The organism is Mesorhizobium sp. USDA 4132 (assembly GCF_056279545.1).
On record NZ_JBWCCP010000002.1, the window covers coordinates 1,080,028 to 1,093,381 of the forward strand.

Here is a 13,354-nt window from a genome sequence, read left to right on the forward strand (position 1 = left end):
CCCAAGCCAATGATAAAATGTGGCGCCGACGGCGCAGGTGTCTGTCAGGCATTTTTGTGCGCTACTTCGAAAGCGATGCCCACTGCGCGATTGACGGCTGGTCCGAGGACGGACATGTGGGTCTGCCCTGCAAAAAGCTCGAACTGTGTGCGAATGCCGTCCTCGGGACGGTTCAGTCGCTCTGCCATTTCCTGCGCCAACGCAACCGTCTGCTCGGTTTTCCTCTTCTCCAGACGAGACGCTGCATCTTCGTTTCGGTACTGGAAAGGAGCAAGTTCATCCCCCTCGTACTCACCGGCCGACAGATGCAGGAAGGCCGCGTGACCCGCCACGCGCTGGCGGCGCACCTCATTGTTCAGGATTTCACTGCCTTCCCAATAAATGGTCGGACTGGCAGCAATCCAGTTGGCAAAAAGCGCTGGACGTTCAAAAAGGGCGTAGAGAGTAAAAAGACCGCCGAAAGAATGCCCGAAAAGTGATCGCCGCATCGCATCGAGCCGCACCATTTCGGAAAGCCGCGGAAGCAGCTGCTTCTCGATAAAATCGAGCAGCTCGCCCGTCCCGCCGATGCGGACGGCAGGGCCACCGTCAAAATAGGGGGGATAGGATTTGATCGGCGGAGGCCCCAGGTCCCACGCCCTGCGGAGTGCGTTATAGGGTTCGTCAGAGGGGTAGCCAATCGCCGCGATAACGCCCCAACCGACGTTGGTTCCGGTCGGGTAAGGCGCTTGCGTTACCAGGCTCGCGACGGCAAAGGGAAAGGTTGCATTCCCGTCGGTCAGGACCAGAAGCGGCCATCCCTCGGCGGGAGGTTCGTCGGCGGGAATATAGAGGAAGATGCGATAGGGCTCGCCGCCCGCCTTTGGTGCCAGGTCAAAACAAACAGTTCCGGGCAACGGGTAGGTTTTTTCAGTCATGCTCAACTCGCTGAGATTTTCTGCCATGGCGCCAGCTTCCACCTGCTACCACTTATACTTCAGCGAATCCGAGAACCGTGCGGCCTTGGCCGAAGTAGCAATAGCCGCCGTTGCAGACCTGCTCTTCGCGGTTGGCGAGGTTCGTCGCGCTGACGGAGAGTGAAAGTCCTTTCAGGTCCGGATTTTTTGCACCGAAGTCATAGGAAATTGCGGCGTCCAAATACACGACTCCCGCGTTCTTGCCGGTGTTGGCGTCGCTGGTGAAAGATTCGCTTGTTGCGCGGATGCCACCGCCGACGCTGAGGCCGTCGATCACGGTATCTTCAGACGCTGCATAGTTGACCCACAAAGAGGCGACGTGCCGGGGTGTCGTCGTTGGCGTGTTGCCGATAATGGAGCTGTCGAGATTGTCCGTGATTTCCCCGTGAGTGTAAGTGTAGGCGGCGATCAGGCTGATGCCGTTGTCGAAAGTCTTTCGACCTTCGACCTCGAAGCCCGTGAACGTATTCTCACCCGAGTTTTCATAGATAGGGACGAGGATCGGCGTGCCGGCATATTGCGGCTTGCGCGGTTTCGACCAAACGATAAACCGCCGTGCTAAGTGAGAAGTTTTCGCCATCCGGCTGATATTTGATGCCGACTTCGATCTGACGGCCTTCGGTTGGCTCCAGCACGGCCCCTGAGGCAGAGAGCTCGGTCGAAGGGACGAAGGAGGTTCCGTAGCTCACATAGGGAGCGATCCCGTTGTCAAAGAGATAGAGAAGGCCGACCTGACCAGACAGAGCTCCGTCTTCCCTCTCGTCGCTTGTGCCAGCGACCTTATCTGTGGTGGTCTGATCCAGCCAATCGTAGCGCAAGCCGCCGACGAAGCGCCAGTTTCCGATCTCTGCCTGTTCCTGCGCATAAAGCCCCGTCTGACGCAGGTCGTTGCCAGTGAAGCCCGTCAGCGCTGGCGTTGGTGCGTTACCAACGTTGCCTGGCAATGTGGACCCGTAGCCGACGGCAAAATCCGAGTTTACGGCAGTGTAATCCAGTCCCGCGAGAATGGTATGGGACACACTGCCGGTTTCGAACTTGGCTTGGAGCCGGTTGTCGATCTGGTAGGCACGCATCTTGTCCGTAACCCCTGCGGTCGACCAGGGATCGGCCGGGGCGCTGAACATTGTCATCCGGTTGAGATAGCGTGCCTTGAGGTCCAGATCGCTCACGCGTGCGTTCTGCCGGAAGGTCAGGCCGTTGCCAAAGTCATGTTCGAGTTTGTAGCCCAGCTGATACTGCCGAATTTTCTGATAATCGTAATCCGGGTCGCTGACGAGATAGATCTGGCCGTCGTTTTTGAAAGTCCAGGCGCTGGCTGCGGTTTCGGTATCCTGGGCCAGGCCGTAGATGGTGATTTTGGTGCTGTCGGTCGGCTCCCAGGTAAAAGACGGCTGCAGCAGGTAACGGTCGTCCTGAATATCGTAGTTGGTCTCCCCTTCCCGGACGAGACCTACGACACGGTAAAACGCATCGTTGCTCTGGCCGATCGGTCCGCCGAAATCGAAAGCGGCCTGCTTGCGGCCAACCGTCCCGTATTGGAGTTCGACTTCATGGTGAGCTTCCTGCAGCGGCAGTTTGGAAATCTTGTTGACGATACCGGCTGCGCTCGCCGCGCCGTACATAACAGACACGGGTCCCTTCAGCACCTCCACACGGTCGAGCGTGTATATTTCGGTTGTGAATGTTCCGTAGGTCATCACCGGTTGGCGCAGGCCGTCGCGAAAATCACCGCTTACGGTGGTCTCGATGCCACGGATATAAATCTGATCGAAGCGCGGGTCATAACCGAAGCCACCGGTACTCACGCCGGAGCTGTACCGGGTTGCCTGGATTATATCGGTGACGGTACGCTGCTCCATCTCCTTGCGTGTGATCACGGAAACGGAGCGCGGCGTCTCGACGAGCGGCGTGTCGGTCTTCAAGGCGGAAACCGAACGCTCGGGAACGATGGTGTCGTTGTCTTCACTGATTGTTTGAGCGCCGGAGCCTCTTAAGATTATGGGTTCGAGCGTAGTCGCGTCCTGCGCAACTGCCCCAATAGGCATGATGGCTGCAGCCACGGCGCCAACGAATACGGTGGAGCCGAGAAGATGGCGGCGGGCACAAAACCGATTGAAAGATAACGTCATTGCCCGATCCCTTCGGCTGCAAACTGGGTGGTGATCCTGACAGATCACGGATGTGAGGGAGCAGCGAGAGAAGGTCGCTGGGCGAGATGGTTCGCCGAGCGCAGCTATAAAAGCCGAATCTTCGTCGATCAATCAAATATGAGTATCATACTCATCTTATTGAGGGGAGGGTCGCAAAATTGCAACGGACAATGGCCGACGCGAACCGGAAGGGCTGGCCATAACGTCTACATCCAACAGCTCTGCCAAACCCTCCCCTTCCACCGCCTTCGCAGGGCGGATTTCCGGCGCTGACGGTGAAATGCGCTAGGAGGGATCTAGCTGCTTTGAACGGATTGGGACCGTCGCCCATCATCTCCAGTGGAATGATGCCTTTCGATTTTTCTCGATTTTCCCGATCCTTATGACCGATCTCGGCAGAGCCTGCCCTCGGCGCTCATCCCGATCCCGGGCCGCTTGCCCAACGGGAGGACGACAACGACCGATGGGTAAAAACGAGAAGCGGAAGATAAAACTACAGGGACAAAAGGGAGCGGTTAGGGATGAACTGACCCCATAAAGTTGGACATCAACTTTATGGGGTTTTTGACTAGGTGTTGGCGATCAGGCAGCGCGAACCAACTGTTCTGCCTGACGCAGCGCCGAGATCACGCGGTTCTGGCCACGCACGAGTTGGGTCTTGGCAAAACCGAGTTTCTCAGGGCCGAGCTTGTCGAGATCGGCTGCCGTCGAGATGGCCGGCAGTTCCGGGATCGGCAGGGCCGGGTCGTGGCGGAATCGCTGCTCGCGGGTGTAGTTCAGCGGCACCAGGATGCGGGCGAGCCTTTGGATCACGTGGTTGGCGCTCTTCGCTTCGATCTTGCCGCTGTCGATCCCGGCGTAGAATGCGGCGAGTGTTTTAGCCAAGGACTCGACGGCCCGGCGACTCGGCGAAAGGTCGAAGCGGTCGCCGGCCTTCTTTTGGTAGGTGTCGACCGTGTGGAGGAACTCTCGTGCCGTCGCACGCCAGTCGAAGGGCAGGATCTTTGCATTGGCATTGCGCAGCACGGCCAGCAGATAGACCTTGATGTCGCGCAGCATGATGTCCTTATCGGCGATCTCAAGCGTGTCGTTTTCGGTGTGCCAGGCGATGTTGGCGCCACAGCCGCCGACCGTGTAGTAGCCCTTCTCCTCGCGGTCGCGTTCCGTCATGGTCGAGGACAGCATCAGGTAGCTCGACAGGCCGATATTGTTGAAGGAATAGTCGCCGGCGCGGTGCGGGCGCTCGGCCTCGGCTTTCTTGCCGGCCACTTCCTCGATGACGTCGGAGAGGAAAGCTTCCGTTTCGGTCATCATGCAGAGATTGATGAATTCCGTCGCCCAGCGGCAGCCGGGGCTGTCGCAATTGACCGAGGCGACACAGTTTTCGTCGAGGTCGAGCGCGAAATTGTCGGAGAACCAGGTTGAGCCTGCATAACGGCCGGTCGAGTGTCCCGGCCACCAGCAGATGCGGATCGAGCGCTTCAGCTTGTCTCGGTTGGCCCAGAGAACGCGGGCTATTTCGAGCATCGTCGCGTCGCCGGTGGCATTGTCGCCAACACCGACATCCCAGCTGTCGAGATGGCCGTGCAGGAAGACGTATTTGTCCGGCTCCTCGGTGCCCTTGATGAAGACTTCCGGCAGCTTCGACTTGAACCAGCCCTCTTCCATGTCCGCAAAGATGGTGACCTCCGTGCCGGTCTTGGCAAATTCGATCAGCGCATCGCCGCTCTCGCGGTTGACGGCAACGGCCGGGATCGACGGCTTGCGCGGCAGGTCGTCAAGGTCAGGCGTGCCCCAGACGGTGGTGCAGGTGCCCCAATGGATGTCGACGCCCGGATTGATGGCGATGACGCCGACTGCGCCAAGCTCGGTGAACTGCGAAACGAGACCCGGATTGGCGAAACCTTCCGAGAGAACCACTTTGCCGCGGACCCGGGCAGCGAGTTCCCCGGTGCCGTCGACGGTCTTTTCGAACATGGTCGAGATCGCCTTCGGCTGCAGACTGGCGATATAAACGATCTCGCCCTTCACGCCCTTCGATGCGTCCAGCGAATAGGATGGCGGCTTGGCGCGGAAGGTCTTGTCCCCGGCTTCTACGCGGGCGAGGCCCGGCAGGCTGAGGAAGAGGTCGGCTTCGTGCATCTTGACCTCGACGCCGTGCTTGGCGAGCCTCGCGGCGACCTCGTCCATGGCCCGGTTCACATCGGTGGGATGCTCGCGCTTGTAGGTCGCAAAGCTCTCCACCAGAGCCCAGGGTTCATCCAGCGTCACCGCTCCCAGAACGGCAGATTCGATCTCGTTCATATCCGTTACTCCCCTACCTGTTTTATCTATCGAAACAATGTTTCACAAAACTTGAAAACGCTAACAGAGGTTTGATGACCCCGCAAGCGGCTTCGAAGGGCCAGAAATCGCACTGACGAAAACGGGCGCCAAAGCGCCCGTCTATTTCCGGATGATTGGAGATCGGCTTGATCGAGCCTCAAGCCCTTGATTTCACGAGGCCGTTTTCGCCAGGGCCGTGGATCGAAAGGCGCTCGGATATTTCCGCAGCGGCGTCGAGGGCGGCCTTCAAATGGCTTTCGCGCCGCTCTTCGTCGAAACGGGCGACAGCGCCAGCGACCGAGATCGAGGCGATGATGGTGCCGTCGGCGCCGGTGATCGGGACGGCAACGGAGAAGGCGCCTTCATCGAGATCGTTGAGCACGATATTGTAGCCGTTGGCGCGGATGCGTTCGAGTGCCTGGCGCAGTTTCGCCCGGTCGGTGATTGTGTAGGGCGTGAAGGCTTCGAGCGGCTGGGAAAGTACCGCATCGATGACCGAGGGATCGGCGTAAGCCAGCAGAAGCAGCGAACCACCGCCCGCATGCAATGGGCCATTGCGTCCCGCCTGGGCAAAAAGCCGGATCGAATGGCGGCCGGCGCGGGTCGCCAGAACGTAGGTCTTCAGGCCTTCCCGCACGACAAGGTTGACGTTCTCGGATGTCTGGTCGCGGAGCGCATCCATGACGGGCCGGGCGGCGTAAAGCAGGGCACCGTCCTTGCCAAGGCGCTCGCCAAGCACCCCGATGCGGTAGCCGAGCGAGAATTCGGCACGCTCCGGATCGCGCGATACGAAGCCGCGTTCCTCCAGCGTGTGCAGCAGGCGGAAGACCAGCGATTTGGTCATCCCCAGCGATTTTGCAAGCGAGGTCACGCCCTGGTCCGGACGATCGGCGAGGGCTTCGAGAAGGGCGAGCGCCCGGTCCACGGCCGCGATCTTGTAGTCTTTTGGTTCGGTCATCGGATGGTCTCCTCCGGCATGTGATTTGGATTGCTTGAAGCTTCTTGCAATCTTCTTGGAATGTGTTTTACTCGCCATCAATGCGAAACGATGTTTCACACAATAAAACATTGAGAGCCGGGTTGCAAACCCTTCGAAGGCGCTCGTGAATTTATTCTGTGGATTGAGTGTCGGCATTGAACGCGCGGGAAACGTGTTCGAAGGCCGATTTCGGATTTGCGATGCGGAGGGAGAAAACCCTTTGCCAACAAAGAGAATAGTCAAGCTATTCAGAGGAGAACGATCATGAAGTCCGTTTTGAGAAGTGCATTTGCAGCTCTTGTGGTAACGGCCATCGCTCTGCCCGCCTGGGCCGGCGATCCGATCCGCAAGATCACCATCCTGTCCCGTCCGCAGGCCGGCCAGCAGGCGGAATTCCAGTCCGTCCAGCTGATTGCTCAGGAATGGCGCAAGCTCGGCCTCGATGTCGAAGTCCGGGCGATCCCTTGGGAGCAGATGTCCGACGAAGTCTGGTACAAGCGCGACCAGTGGGACTCGACTGCCTGGCAGATGGTCGGCCGGCCTGAGCGCTCCGATCCGGACGAGCTCATCTTCAACCTCTTTCATTCTTCGACCGCCAAGGATGGCTACAACTTCGCGGGCTACCTGAACAAGGATTACGATGCGACCGCCGAAGCCCAGCGCGGCGAGATCGATCCGGCCAAGCGCAAGGCGCTGGTCTTCAAAGCGCAGGAGATCCTCTCCAAGGATCAGCCCTACATGATGCTGGTGCATCCGAAGTCGACCTTCGCTTTCGACAAGACCGTCTGGAAGCCGGAATCGGTCGTCAACCAGAGCGGCATCGGCATCCGCAACACCTGGACCTTCCTCGGCATCGAGCCGGCGGGTGCAAAGAAGGACCTGATCATCAATTCGTCCGACAATATCAAGGCAATCAATCCGCTTTATATTTCGGGCAGCGTCGACAGCTGGATCACCGAACTGGTCTGGGACCGCCTGCTGCGTGTCGGTCCGGATGGCCTGCCGAAGGCATGGGCCGCTGAAAGCTTCACCTGGAAGGACGGCACCACGGTCGACGTGAAGCTGAAGTCCGGCATGAAATGGCATGACGGCAAGCCGGTCACCCCTGATGACGTCAAGTTCTCGTTCGAAGCGGCAGTCGGCGGCGAAGCCCCGATGTACAAGCCTTTCGCGACGAATATCGATGCGATCGCCATCAGCGGCGACGTCATCACCTTCAAGCTGAAGAAGCCGGCCGCCTCCTTCGTTACGTCAAGCCTTGCCAAGGTCAACCTGATCCCGAAGCATATCTGGGAGCCGATCCTCAAGGATCTCGCCACCAAGCCGGAGACTGCGGAAAGCTATCAGGAGCAGATGCCGATCGGCTCCGGTCCGTTCAAGTTCACCAGCTGGGCGAAGAACGAGTCCGTCACGCTTGCCGCCAACAAGGATCACTTCGCCGCGCCGAAGGTCGATCGCTGGATCCTGCGTATCGTACCGAACGCGGAAGCCGCACTCGGCATGCTGCGCTCGGGTGAAATCAACTTCATGGGCGAGTTCACAGGCGATCCGCAGGTGCTGATCGACGCCGCCAAGAAGGACGGCGACCTGGAAGTCGTTTCCACCGTCGACATGGGCTTCCGCTACATCGCCTTCAACGAACGCCGTCCGCCCTTCAATGACCCGGCCTTCCGCCGCGCGCTTTCCGAAGCGGTCGACCGCCAGCTGATCGTCAAGGCTGCCTACAAGAGCTTCGCAGTCGGTTCCAACTCGATCGTCTCCCCGGCGCTCGAATTCTGGCATGACAAGTCGGTCGTCGATGGCTTCAAGACCGGTCAGGCCGTTGCGGCCAAGACCCTGAAGGATGCCGGCTATACGCTGGACGGCGGCAAGCTGCGCTATCCCGGTGATGCCAAGGAAACCATCGCCGCCAAGTAATCTTCACGGAGGCGGCGGGTTCTCCCTGCGCCGCCTCCACTTTTTGCCTGACGCTTGACATCGGCAGCCTCGCCTTGTCCTCCCAAGGCGGCGCCGAGCCAAGAGAAGGAATTTTTTCAGATGAAGAATTTCAAGGCTGTGGGCAGCAGGTTGCTGCAGCTCGCTCTCGTTTTATGGGCAGTAGTGACCATCCTGTTTCTGATGTTCCGGCTGATGCCGGGCAACCCGATGGCCGCTTATATCGATCCGACCTTTACGCTCGAGCAGCAGCAGCAGCTCATGGCCCAGTTCGGCCTCGACAAGCCGCTGTGGCACCAGTACCTGATCTATCTCGGCAATCTTCTGCAGGGCGAGCTCGGCCAGAGCTTTCGCTACCGCGAGCCGGTTGGCCAGCGCATCTGGATCCTGTTGCCGAACACGCTGATCCTGACATTTTCCTCGCTGATCGTCGCTTATGTCTTCGGCATTCTCGCCGGCGCCTATCTTGCCTGGCGCCGCGGAAGTTGGGTGGAGCAGGCGGCCATTCCGCTGGTGCTGACCACCCGCGCCATGCCGGAATTCTGGCTCGGCATGGTGATGCTGGCGATCTTCTCGTTTTCGCTCGGCTGGCTGCCGGCGGGCGGCACGCGCGCTCCCGGCAACGAATATTCCGGCTTTCTCGACCTCTATACCTCGCGCGACTTCCTGGCGCATCTGGCGCTGCCGGCGGCGACGCTGGCGATCTATAGCCAGGGCCTGCCGCTTCTGCTGATGCGCTCCAACATGCTCGACGTGATGAAGGAAGACTTCGTCACCATGGCCCGCATCAAGGGCCTGTCGAACTGGACGGTGGTGGTGCGTCATGCGGCCCGCAACGCGCTGCTGCCGGTGATGACATCGTTCGCGATCGCCGTCGGTTATCAGCTGCAGGGCAATGTCGTGGTGGAATCGGTATTCTCCTGGCCCGGCCTCGGCCGCGAACTGGTCAACGCGGTCGCCGCTTCCGACTATCCGCTGGCGCAGGGCGCCTTCCTGATGATCGCGCTCGTGGTGATCTTCATGAATTTGGCCGCCGACCTGCTCTATGCTTTCCTCGATCCAAGGATTTCCCATGCCTGAGATCGCCGCACCCGCCATCATCAAGCCGAGACGCCCCCATATTATTGCCCGGATGTTTCGCGCGCTGAGACTGCCGATGAACGACCCGTTCGCGGTCGCCGGTCTTCTCATCTATCTGGTGTTCATCGTCGTTGCGGTGTTCGCCGATCAGATCGCCACGCATGACCCGACCGAAATCCTCTACACGCCAGCCTACGATCTCGCGGCGGACCTCCGGCCGGGGCAAGATGGTTTCATCATGGGAACCACCAGCCTCGGCCGGGACATCTTCTCGCAACTCGTCTATGGCAGCCGCTCGGCACTGCTGATCGGCATCACCGCCGCCTTCATGGTGGCACTGATCGGCTCGATCATCGGCCTCGTGGCCGGTTATTTCGGCCGCTGGGTGGATGCTATCCTGATGCGGCTTGCGGATATCGCCTTCGGCATTCCCTTCCTGCCCTTCGTCATTGTGCTTGCCGCCTTCCTGCGGCCGTCGATCTGGAACGTGGTGATCGCCATGGCGCTCGTTCTGTGGCGCGATACCGCCCGTGTCATCCGCAGCCAGGTGCTGACGTTGCGTACCCGTGGTTATGTCGAGGCGGCGCGAGTGGCGGGGTCTTCCGATTTCAAGATCATCCTGCGCCATATCGCGCCGAATATCCTGCCGCTGTCCTTCCTCTACGGATCGATCGCCATCGGCTGGGCGATCCTGACCGAAGCGTCGATCAGTTTCCTAGGCTTCGGGGACCCCAACTCGATCAGCTGGGGCTATATGCTGCAGGATGCGTTTGCCAGCCAGGCGCTCGCCAAACAGGCCTTCTACTGGTTCGTGCCGCCGGGCATCTGCATCATCCTCGTCGTCAGCGCGGGCTTCTTCATCACCCGCGGTTATGAAAACATCCTCTTCCCGAAGTTGAGCCGATGAGCGAACCCCTTCTTTCCGTGAGAGATCTTCGGGTCAGCTATCAGGTGGGGCGCAATTTCGTCCATGCCGTGGACGGCGCGAGCTTTGACATTCCGCGCGGCTCGATCACCGGCCTCGTCGGTGAATCCGGCTGCGGCAAGACGACGGTTGCCCGGGCGCTGACGCGGGTGATCGCCGAGAATGCCGCTATTACCGGCGGACAGATCCTGTTCGACGGCAAGGATCTCGCAAGGATCCCCGAAAAGGAGATGAATGCGCTGCGCTGGCGCGATATCGCCTTTATTCCCCAGAGCGCGATGAACTCGCTCGATCCAGTCTATACGGTCGCATACCAGCTCGACGAAGTGCTGCGTCGCCGCGGCGGCCTGAGCCGCAAACAGTCCCGTGCTCGTTCCGAAGAACTGTTCGAGATGGTCGGTATCGATGCCAACCGCTTGGCCGACTATCCGCATCAGTTCTCCGGCGGCATGCGCCAGCGCGTCGCGATTGCCCTGGCGCTCGCGCTCGATCCGAAGCTGATCATCGCCGACGAGCCGGTGACGGCGCTCGACGTCATCGTGCAGCGGCAGATCCTCGACCAGCTCAAGGAATTGCAGACCCGCCTCGGCGTCTCGGTCATTCTCGTCACCCACGACATCTCGGTCGTCGCCTATATCTGCGACCGCACCGTCGTCATGTATGCCGGCAAGGTGGCCGAATCCGGCACCATGCAGGCGGCGCTGACAGCGCCGTCGCATCCCTACACGATGGGCCTGCGCAACGCCTTTCCGGATCTGCAGGGAGCCTCCGGCATCCTGACCCCGATTGAAGGCGCGCCGCCGAACCTTGCCAATCCGCCGGCCGGCTGCCGGTTCAAGCCGCGCTGTCCTTTCGCGCTCGACATCTGCGGCACAGAGCCCCCGGTCATCGACGTCGCGCCGGATCATCCGGTGCTCTGCCACCGCGCCAACGAGAGTGCTGCCTTGCGTATCGAAGCCGCCAAGACGGAGACATGGATGGCCCCGGCATGAACATGATCACCAAAAGGCCGGATATTCTGGTCTCGGTCTTCGATGCCAAGCTGCATTATGCTGTCGGCGGTGCGTTCGCGGCGATGCGCGGCAAGTCGACGGTGGTGAAAGCCGTCGATGGCGTCAGCTTCGATATCGGGCGCGGCGAAAGCGTCGGCCTACTGGGCGAATCCGGCTGCGGCAAGACCTCGATGGGCCGGCTGCTGCTGAAGCTCGAAGAAAAGACCGGCGGCACAATCCATTTCGACGGCGAGGAGATCGGCTCGGTGCGCGGCAGCGGGTTGAAGAAATTCCGCTCCAAGGCGCAGCTGATCTTCCAGAACCCGTTCGATGCGATCAATCCGCGGTTCACCATCCGCCAGACGCTGGCCGAGCCGTTGGAAAATGCCGCCATTCCGAAGCGCGAACGCGAGGCCCGGATCATCACGGCGCTCGAACTGGTGAAACTGCCGGAGCCTGCGCAGTTTCTCGACCGGTATCCGCATCACCTGTCCGGCGGACAGTTGCAGCGCGTCGTGATGGCGCGGGCGCTGATCCTGCAGCCGGAATTCGTTGTCGCCGACGAGCCGGTCTCGATGCTCGACGTCTCTGTGCGCGCCGGCGTGCTCAACGTTTTTCGCGATGTGCGCGACCGGCTGGGGCTGACCGCGATCTATATCAGCCACGATCTGGCGCTGGTGCGTTACGTCTGCGAGCGGACGATCGTCATGTATCTCGGCCGGATCATGGAAGACGGGCCGACCGAGGATATCGTTCGCGAACCTTTGCACCCCTATACCAAAGCGCTGGTCGCGGCCGTGCCGGTTCCCAATCCGGACCAGAGCCACGAGCCGTTGCCGATCGGCCGCGGCGCGCCGGACCCGCGTAATCCACCCTCCGGCTGCGTGTTTCGCGACCGCTGTCCGGCTGCCCATGCGCGCTGCGCGGCCGAGATACCTCAGCCGAAGCCGGTCGGAACCCGCACCGTCGCCTGCCATCTGTACTGATTGGAGTTATCGATGTTCGCCGCTTCCTACACACGCACCGGTCCCGCCGCGGAGGTTCTCTCCGTCGGCGAAATGGCTGCACCGGTCGCCGGTCCCGGCGAGGTGCTGGTGCGCGTGCATACGTCCGGCATCAATCCTGCCGACGTGAAACGCCGTGGCGGCTGGCGCGGCATGGGCATGGATCACAAGCTGATCATTCCGCATACGGATGGTGCCGGCGAGATCGTCGGCGCCGGGGCGGGCGTCGATCCGGCGCGCATCGGCGAACGGGTCTGGATATGGAATGCCCAGGGCGGATATGGCGAAGCGGGCCGCGCGTTCGGCACCGCCGCCGAGTTTATCGCAATCGCTTCCCACCAGGCGGTGAAACTTGCCGATGCCTTGAGTTTCGCCGACGGCGCCAATCTCGGCGTGCCGGCGATGACCGCCTATCGCGCCGTCTTCTCCGATGGCCCGGTTACCGGGCAGACCATATTCGTGAACGGTGCGGCCGGTGCGGTCGGTCATTTTGCGGTGCAGATGGCGGTTGCCGGTGGAGCGCGGGTGATCGGTACGGTGAGCACGCCGGAAGCTGCGGCCCACGTGAGGCAAGCCGGTGCCTTCGCAACGATCGATCGCAAACAGGAAGATGTGTCGGCTCGTATTCTCGAACTGACCGAAGGACAGGGCGTCGATCGCGTCGTCGAGGTCGATTTCGGCGCAAATCTGGAGTTCGACGCGGCCGTCCTGAAACGCAACGGCACTGTTGCCTCCTATTCGTCGAGCAGCAATCCGACGCCTGTGCTTCCCTACTACGCCTTCGCAGCCAAAGGCGCCAACCTGCGCTTCATCCAGGGTTTTCTGATCCCCGAGGATCAGCGGCTGGCGGGTGAAAAGATGATCGCCGAGCTCGCCGATGCCGGCAGGCTCAAGGTCGCCATCGGCGCGACATTCCCCCTCGAAGACATCGCCAAGGCCCATGAGCGCGTCGAGCGCGGTGGCCTCGGCAATGTCGTCGTCCTGATCGGAGGCGCGTGATGAGGCCCC

11 protein-coding genes are annotated in these 13,354 nt (G+C 60.8%); 6 read left to right on the forward strand and 5 right to left on the reverse strand.

Going from position 1 to position 13,354, the window contains the following annotated elements; all coding sequences use genetic code 11:
- Positions 1 to 44 precede the first annotated feature (44 nt).
- The 5 genes from ACZ9IU_RS27790 to ACZ9IU_RS27810 form a co-directional block, all read right to left on the reverse strand.
- Positions 45 to 944 carry an alpha/beta hydrolase gene (locus ACZ9IU_RS27790; protein ID WP_437179073.1) on the reverse strand — a complete coding sequence of 300 codons (900 nt, stop codon included), beginning with the start codon at positions 942 to 944 and terminating at the stop codon, positions 45 to 47.
- A gap of 25 nt (positions 945 to 969) precedes the next feature.
- Complete coding sequence (locus ACZ9IU_RS27795; protein WP_498957822.1) at positions 970 to 1,536, reverse strand: TonB-dependent receptor domain-containing protein; 567 nt, start codon at positions 1,534 to 1,536, stop codon at positions 970 to 972.
- Positions 1,439 to 3,085, reverse strand: a complete 1,647-nt coding sequence (locus ACZ9IU_RS27800) for a TonB-dependent siderophore receptor (RefSeq protein ID WP_498957823.1) — start codon at positions 3,083 to 3,085, stop codon at positions 1,439 to 1,441. The genes ACZ9IU_RS27795 and ACZ9IU_RS27800 overlap by 98 nt, the downstream gene beginning before the upstream one ends.
- Before the next feature lie 603 nt (positions 3,086 to 3,688).
- On the reverse strand, positions 3,689 to 5,410 hold the full coding sequence (locus tag ACZ9IU_RS27805; RefSeq protein WP_040124672.1) for a M28 family peptidase: 1,722 nt from the start codon (positions 5,408 to 5,410) through the stop codon (positions 3,689 to 3,691).
- 178 nt (positions 5,411 to 5,588) lie between these two features.
- On the reverse strand, positions 5,589 to 6,389 hold the full coding sequence (locus tag ACZ9IU_RS27810; RefSeq protein ID WP_040124670.1) for an IclR family transcriptional regulator: 801 nt from the start codon (positions 6,387 to 6,389) through the stop codon (positions 5,589 to 5,591).
- 285 nt (positions 6,390 to 6,674) lie between these two features.
- On the opposite strand from ACZ9IU_RS27810, the gene ACZ9IU_RS27815 reads away from it, so the two are divergent.
- From ACZ9IU_RS27815 to ACZ9IU_RS27840, 6 genes are all read left to right on the forward strand, one after another.
- The gene (locus tag ACZ9IU_RS27815; protein ID WP_040124669.1) at positions 6,675 to 8,327 is read left to right on the forward strand and encodes an ABC transporter substrate-binding protein; all 1,653 of its coding nucleotides are present in this window, start codon (positions 6,675 to 6,677) and stop codon (positions 8,325 to 8,327) included.
- A 120-nt stretch (positions 8,328 to 8,447) separates the two neighbouring features.
- Complete coding sequence (locus tag ACZ9IU_RS27820) at positions 8,448 to 9,425, forward strand: ABC transporter permease (RefSeq protein WP_040124667.1); 978 nt, start codon at positions 8,448 to 8,450, stop codon at positions 9,423 to 9,425.
- Complete coding sequence (locus ACZ9IU_RS27825; protein ID WP_157885297.1) at positions 9,418 to 10,332, forward strand: ABC transporter permease; 915 nt, start codon at positions 9,418 to 9,420, stop codon at positions 10,330 to 10,332. Before ACZ9IU_RS27820 ends, ACZ9IU_RS27825 begins: the two co-directional genes overlap by 8 nt.
- The gene (locus tag ACZ9IU_RS27830) at positions 10,329 to 11,342 is read left to right on the forward strand and encodes an ABC transporter ATP-binding protein (RefSeq protein WP_051900442.1); all 1,014 of its coding nucleotides are present in this window, start codon (positions 10,329 to 10,331) and stop codon (positions 11,340 to 11,342) included. The genes ACZ9IU_RS27825 and ACZ9IU_RS27830 overlap by 4 nt, the downstream gene beginning before the upstream one ends.
- Positions 11,343 to 11,344: 2 nt before the next feature.
- On the forward strand, positions 11,345 to 12,328 hold the full coding sequence (locus ACZ9IU_RS27835; RefSeq protein WP_040125762.1) for an oligopeptide/dipeptide ABC transporter ATP-binding protein: 984 nt from the start codon (positions 11,345 to 11,347) through the stop codon (positions 12,326 to 12,328).
- A gap of 12 nt (positions 12,329 to 12,340) precedes the next feature.
- On the forward strand, positions 12,341 to 13,345 hold the full coding sequence (locus ACZ9IU_RS27840) for an NADPH:quinone reductase (protein WP_040124665.1): 1,005 nt from the start codon (positions 12,341 to 12,343) through the stop codon (positions 13,343 to 13,345).
- The last annotated feature ends 9 nt before the right edge of the window (positions 13,346 to 13,354 follow it).

Bases quoted from the DNA above. Each gene is read 5' to 3' on its own strand.
- ACZ9IU_RS27790 (WP_437179073.1), bottom strand. From the start codon at position 944: ATGGCAGAAAATCTCAGCGAGTTGAGCATGACTGAAAAAACCTACCCG.
- ACZ9IU_RS27795 (WP_498957822.1), bottom strand. From the start codon at position 1,536: ATGGCGAAAACTTCTCACTTAGCACGGCGGTTTATCGTTTGGTCGAAA.
- ACZ9IU_RS27800 (WP_498957823.1), bottom strand. From the start codon at position 3,085: ATGACGTTATCTTTCAATCGGTTTTGTGCCCGCCGCCATCTTCTCGGC.
- ACZ9IU_RS27805 (WP_040124672.1), bottom strand. From the start codon at position 5,410: ATGAACGAGATCGAATCTGCCGTTCTGGGAGCGGTGACGCTGGATGAA.
- ACZ9IU_RS27810 (WP_040124670.1), bottom strand. From the start codon at position 6,389: ATGACCGAACCAAAAGACTACAAGATCGCGGCCGTGGACCGGGCGCTC.
- ACZ9IU_RS27815 (WP_040124669.1), top strand. From the start codon at position 6,675: ATGAAGTCCGTTTTGAGAAGTGCATTTGCAGCTCTTGTGGTAACGGCC.
- ACZ9IU_RS27820 (WP_040124667.1), top strand. From the start codon at position 8,448: ATGAAGAATTTCAAGGCTGTGGGCAGCAGGTTGCTGCAGCTCGCTCTC.
- ACZ9IU_RS27825 (WP_157885297.1), top strand. From the start codon at position 9,418: ATGCCTGAGATCGCCGCACCCGCCATCATCAAGCCGAGACGCCCCCAT.
- ACZ9IU_RS27830 (WP_051900442.1), top strand. From the start codon at position 10,329: ATGAGCGAACCCCTTCTTTCCGTGAGAGATCTTCGGGTCAGCTATCAG.
- ACZ9IU_RS27835 (WP_040125762.1), top strand. From the start codon at position 11,345: ATGATCACCAAAAGGCCGGATATTCTGGTCTCGGTCTTCGATGCCAAG.
- ACZ9IU_RS27840 (WP_040124665.1), top strand. From the start codon at position 12,341: ATGTTCGCCGCTTCCTACACACGCACCGGTCCCGCCGCGGAGGTTCTC.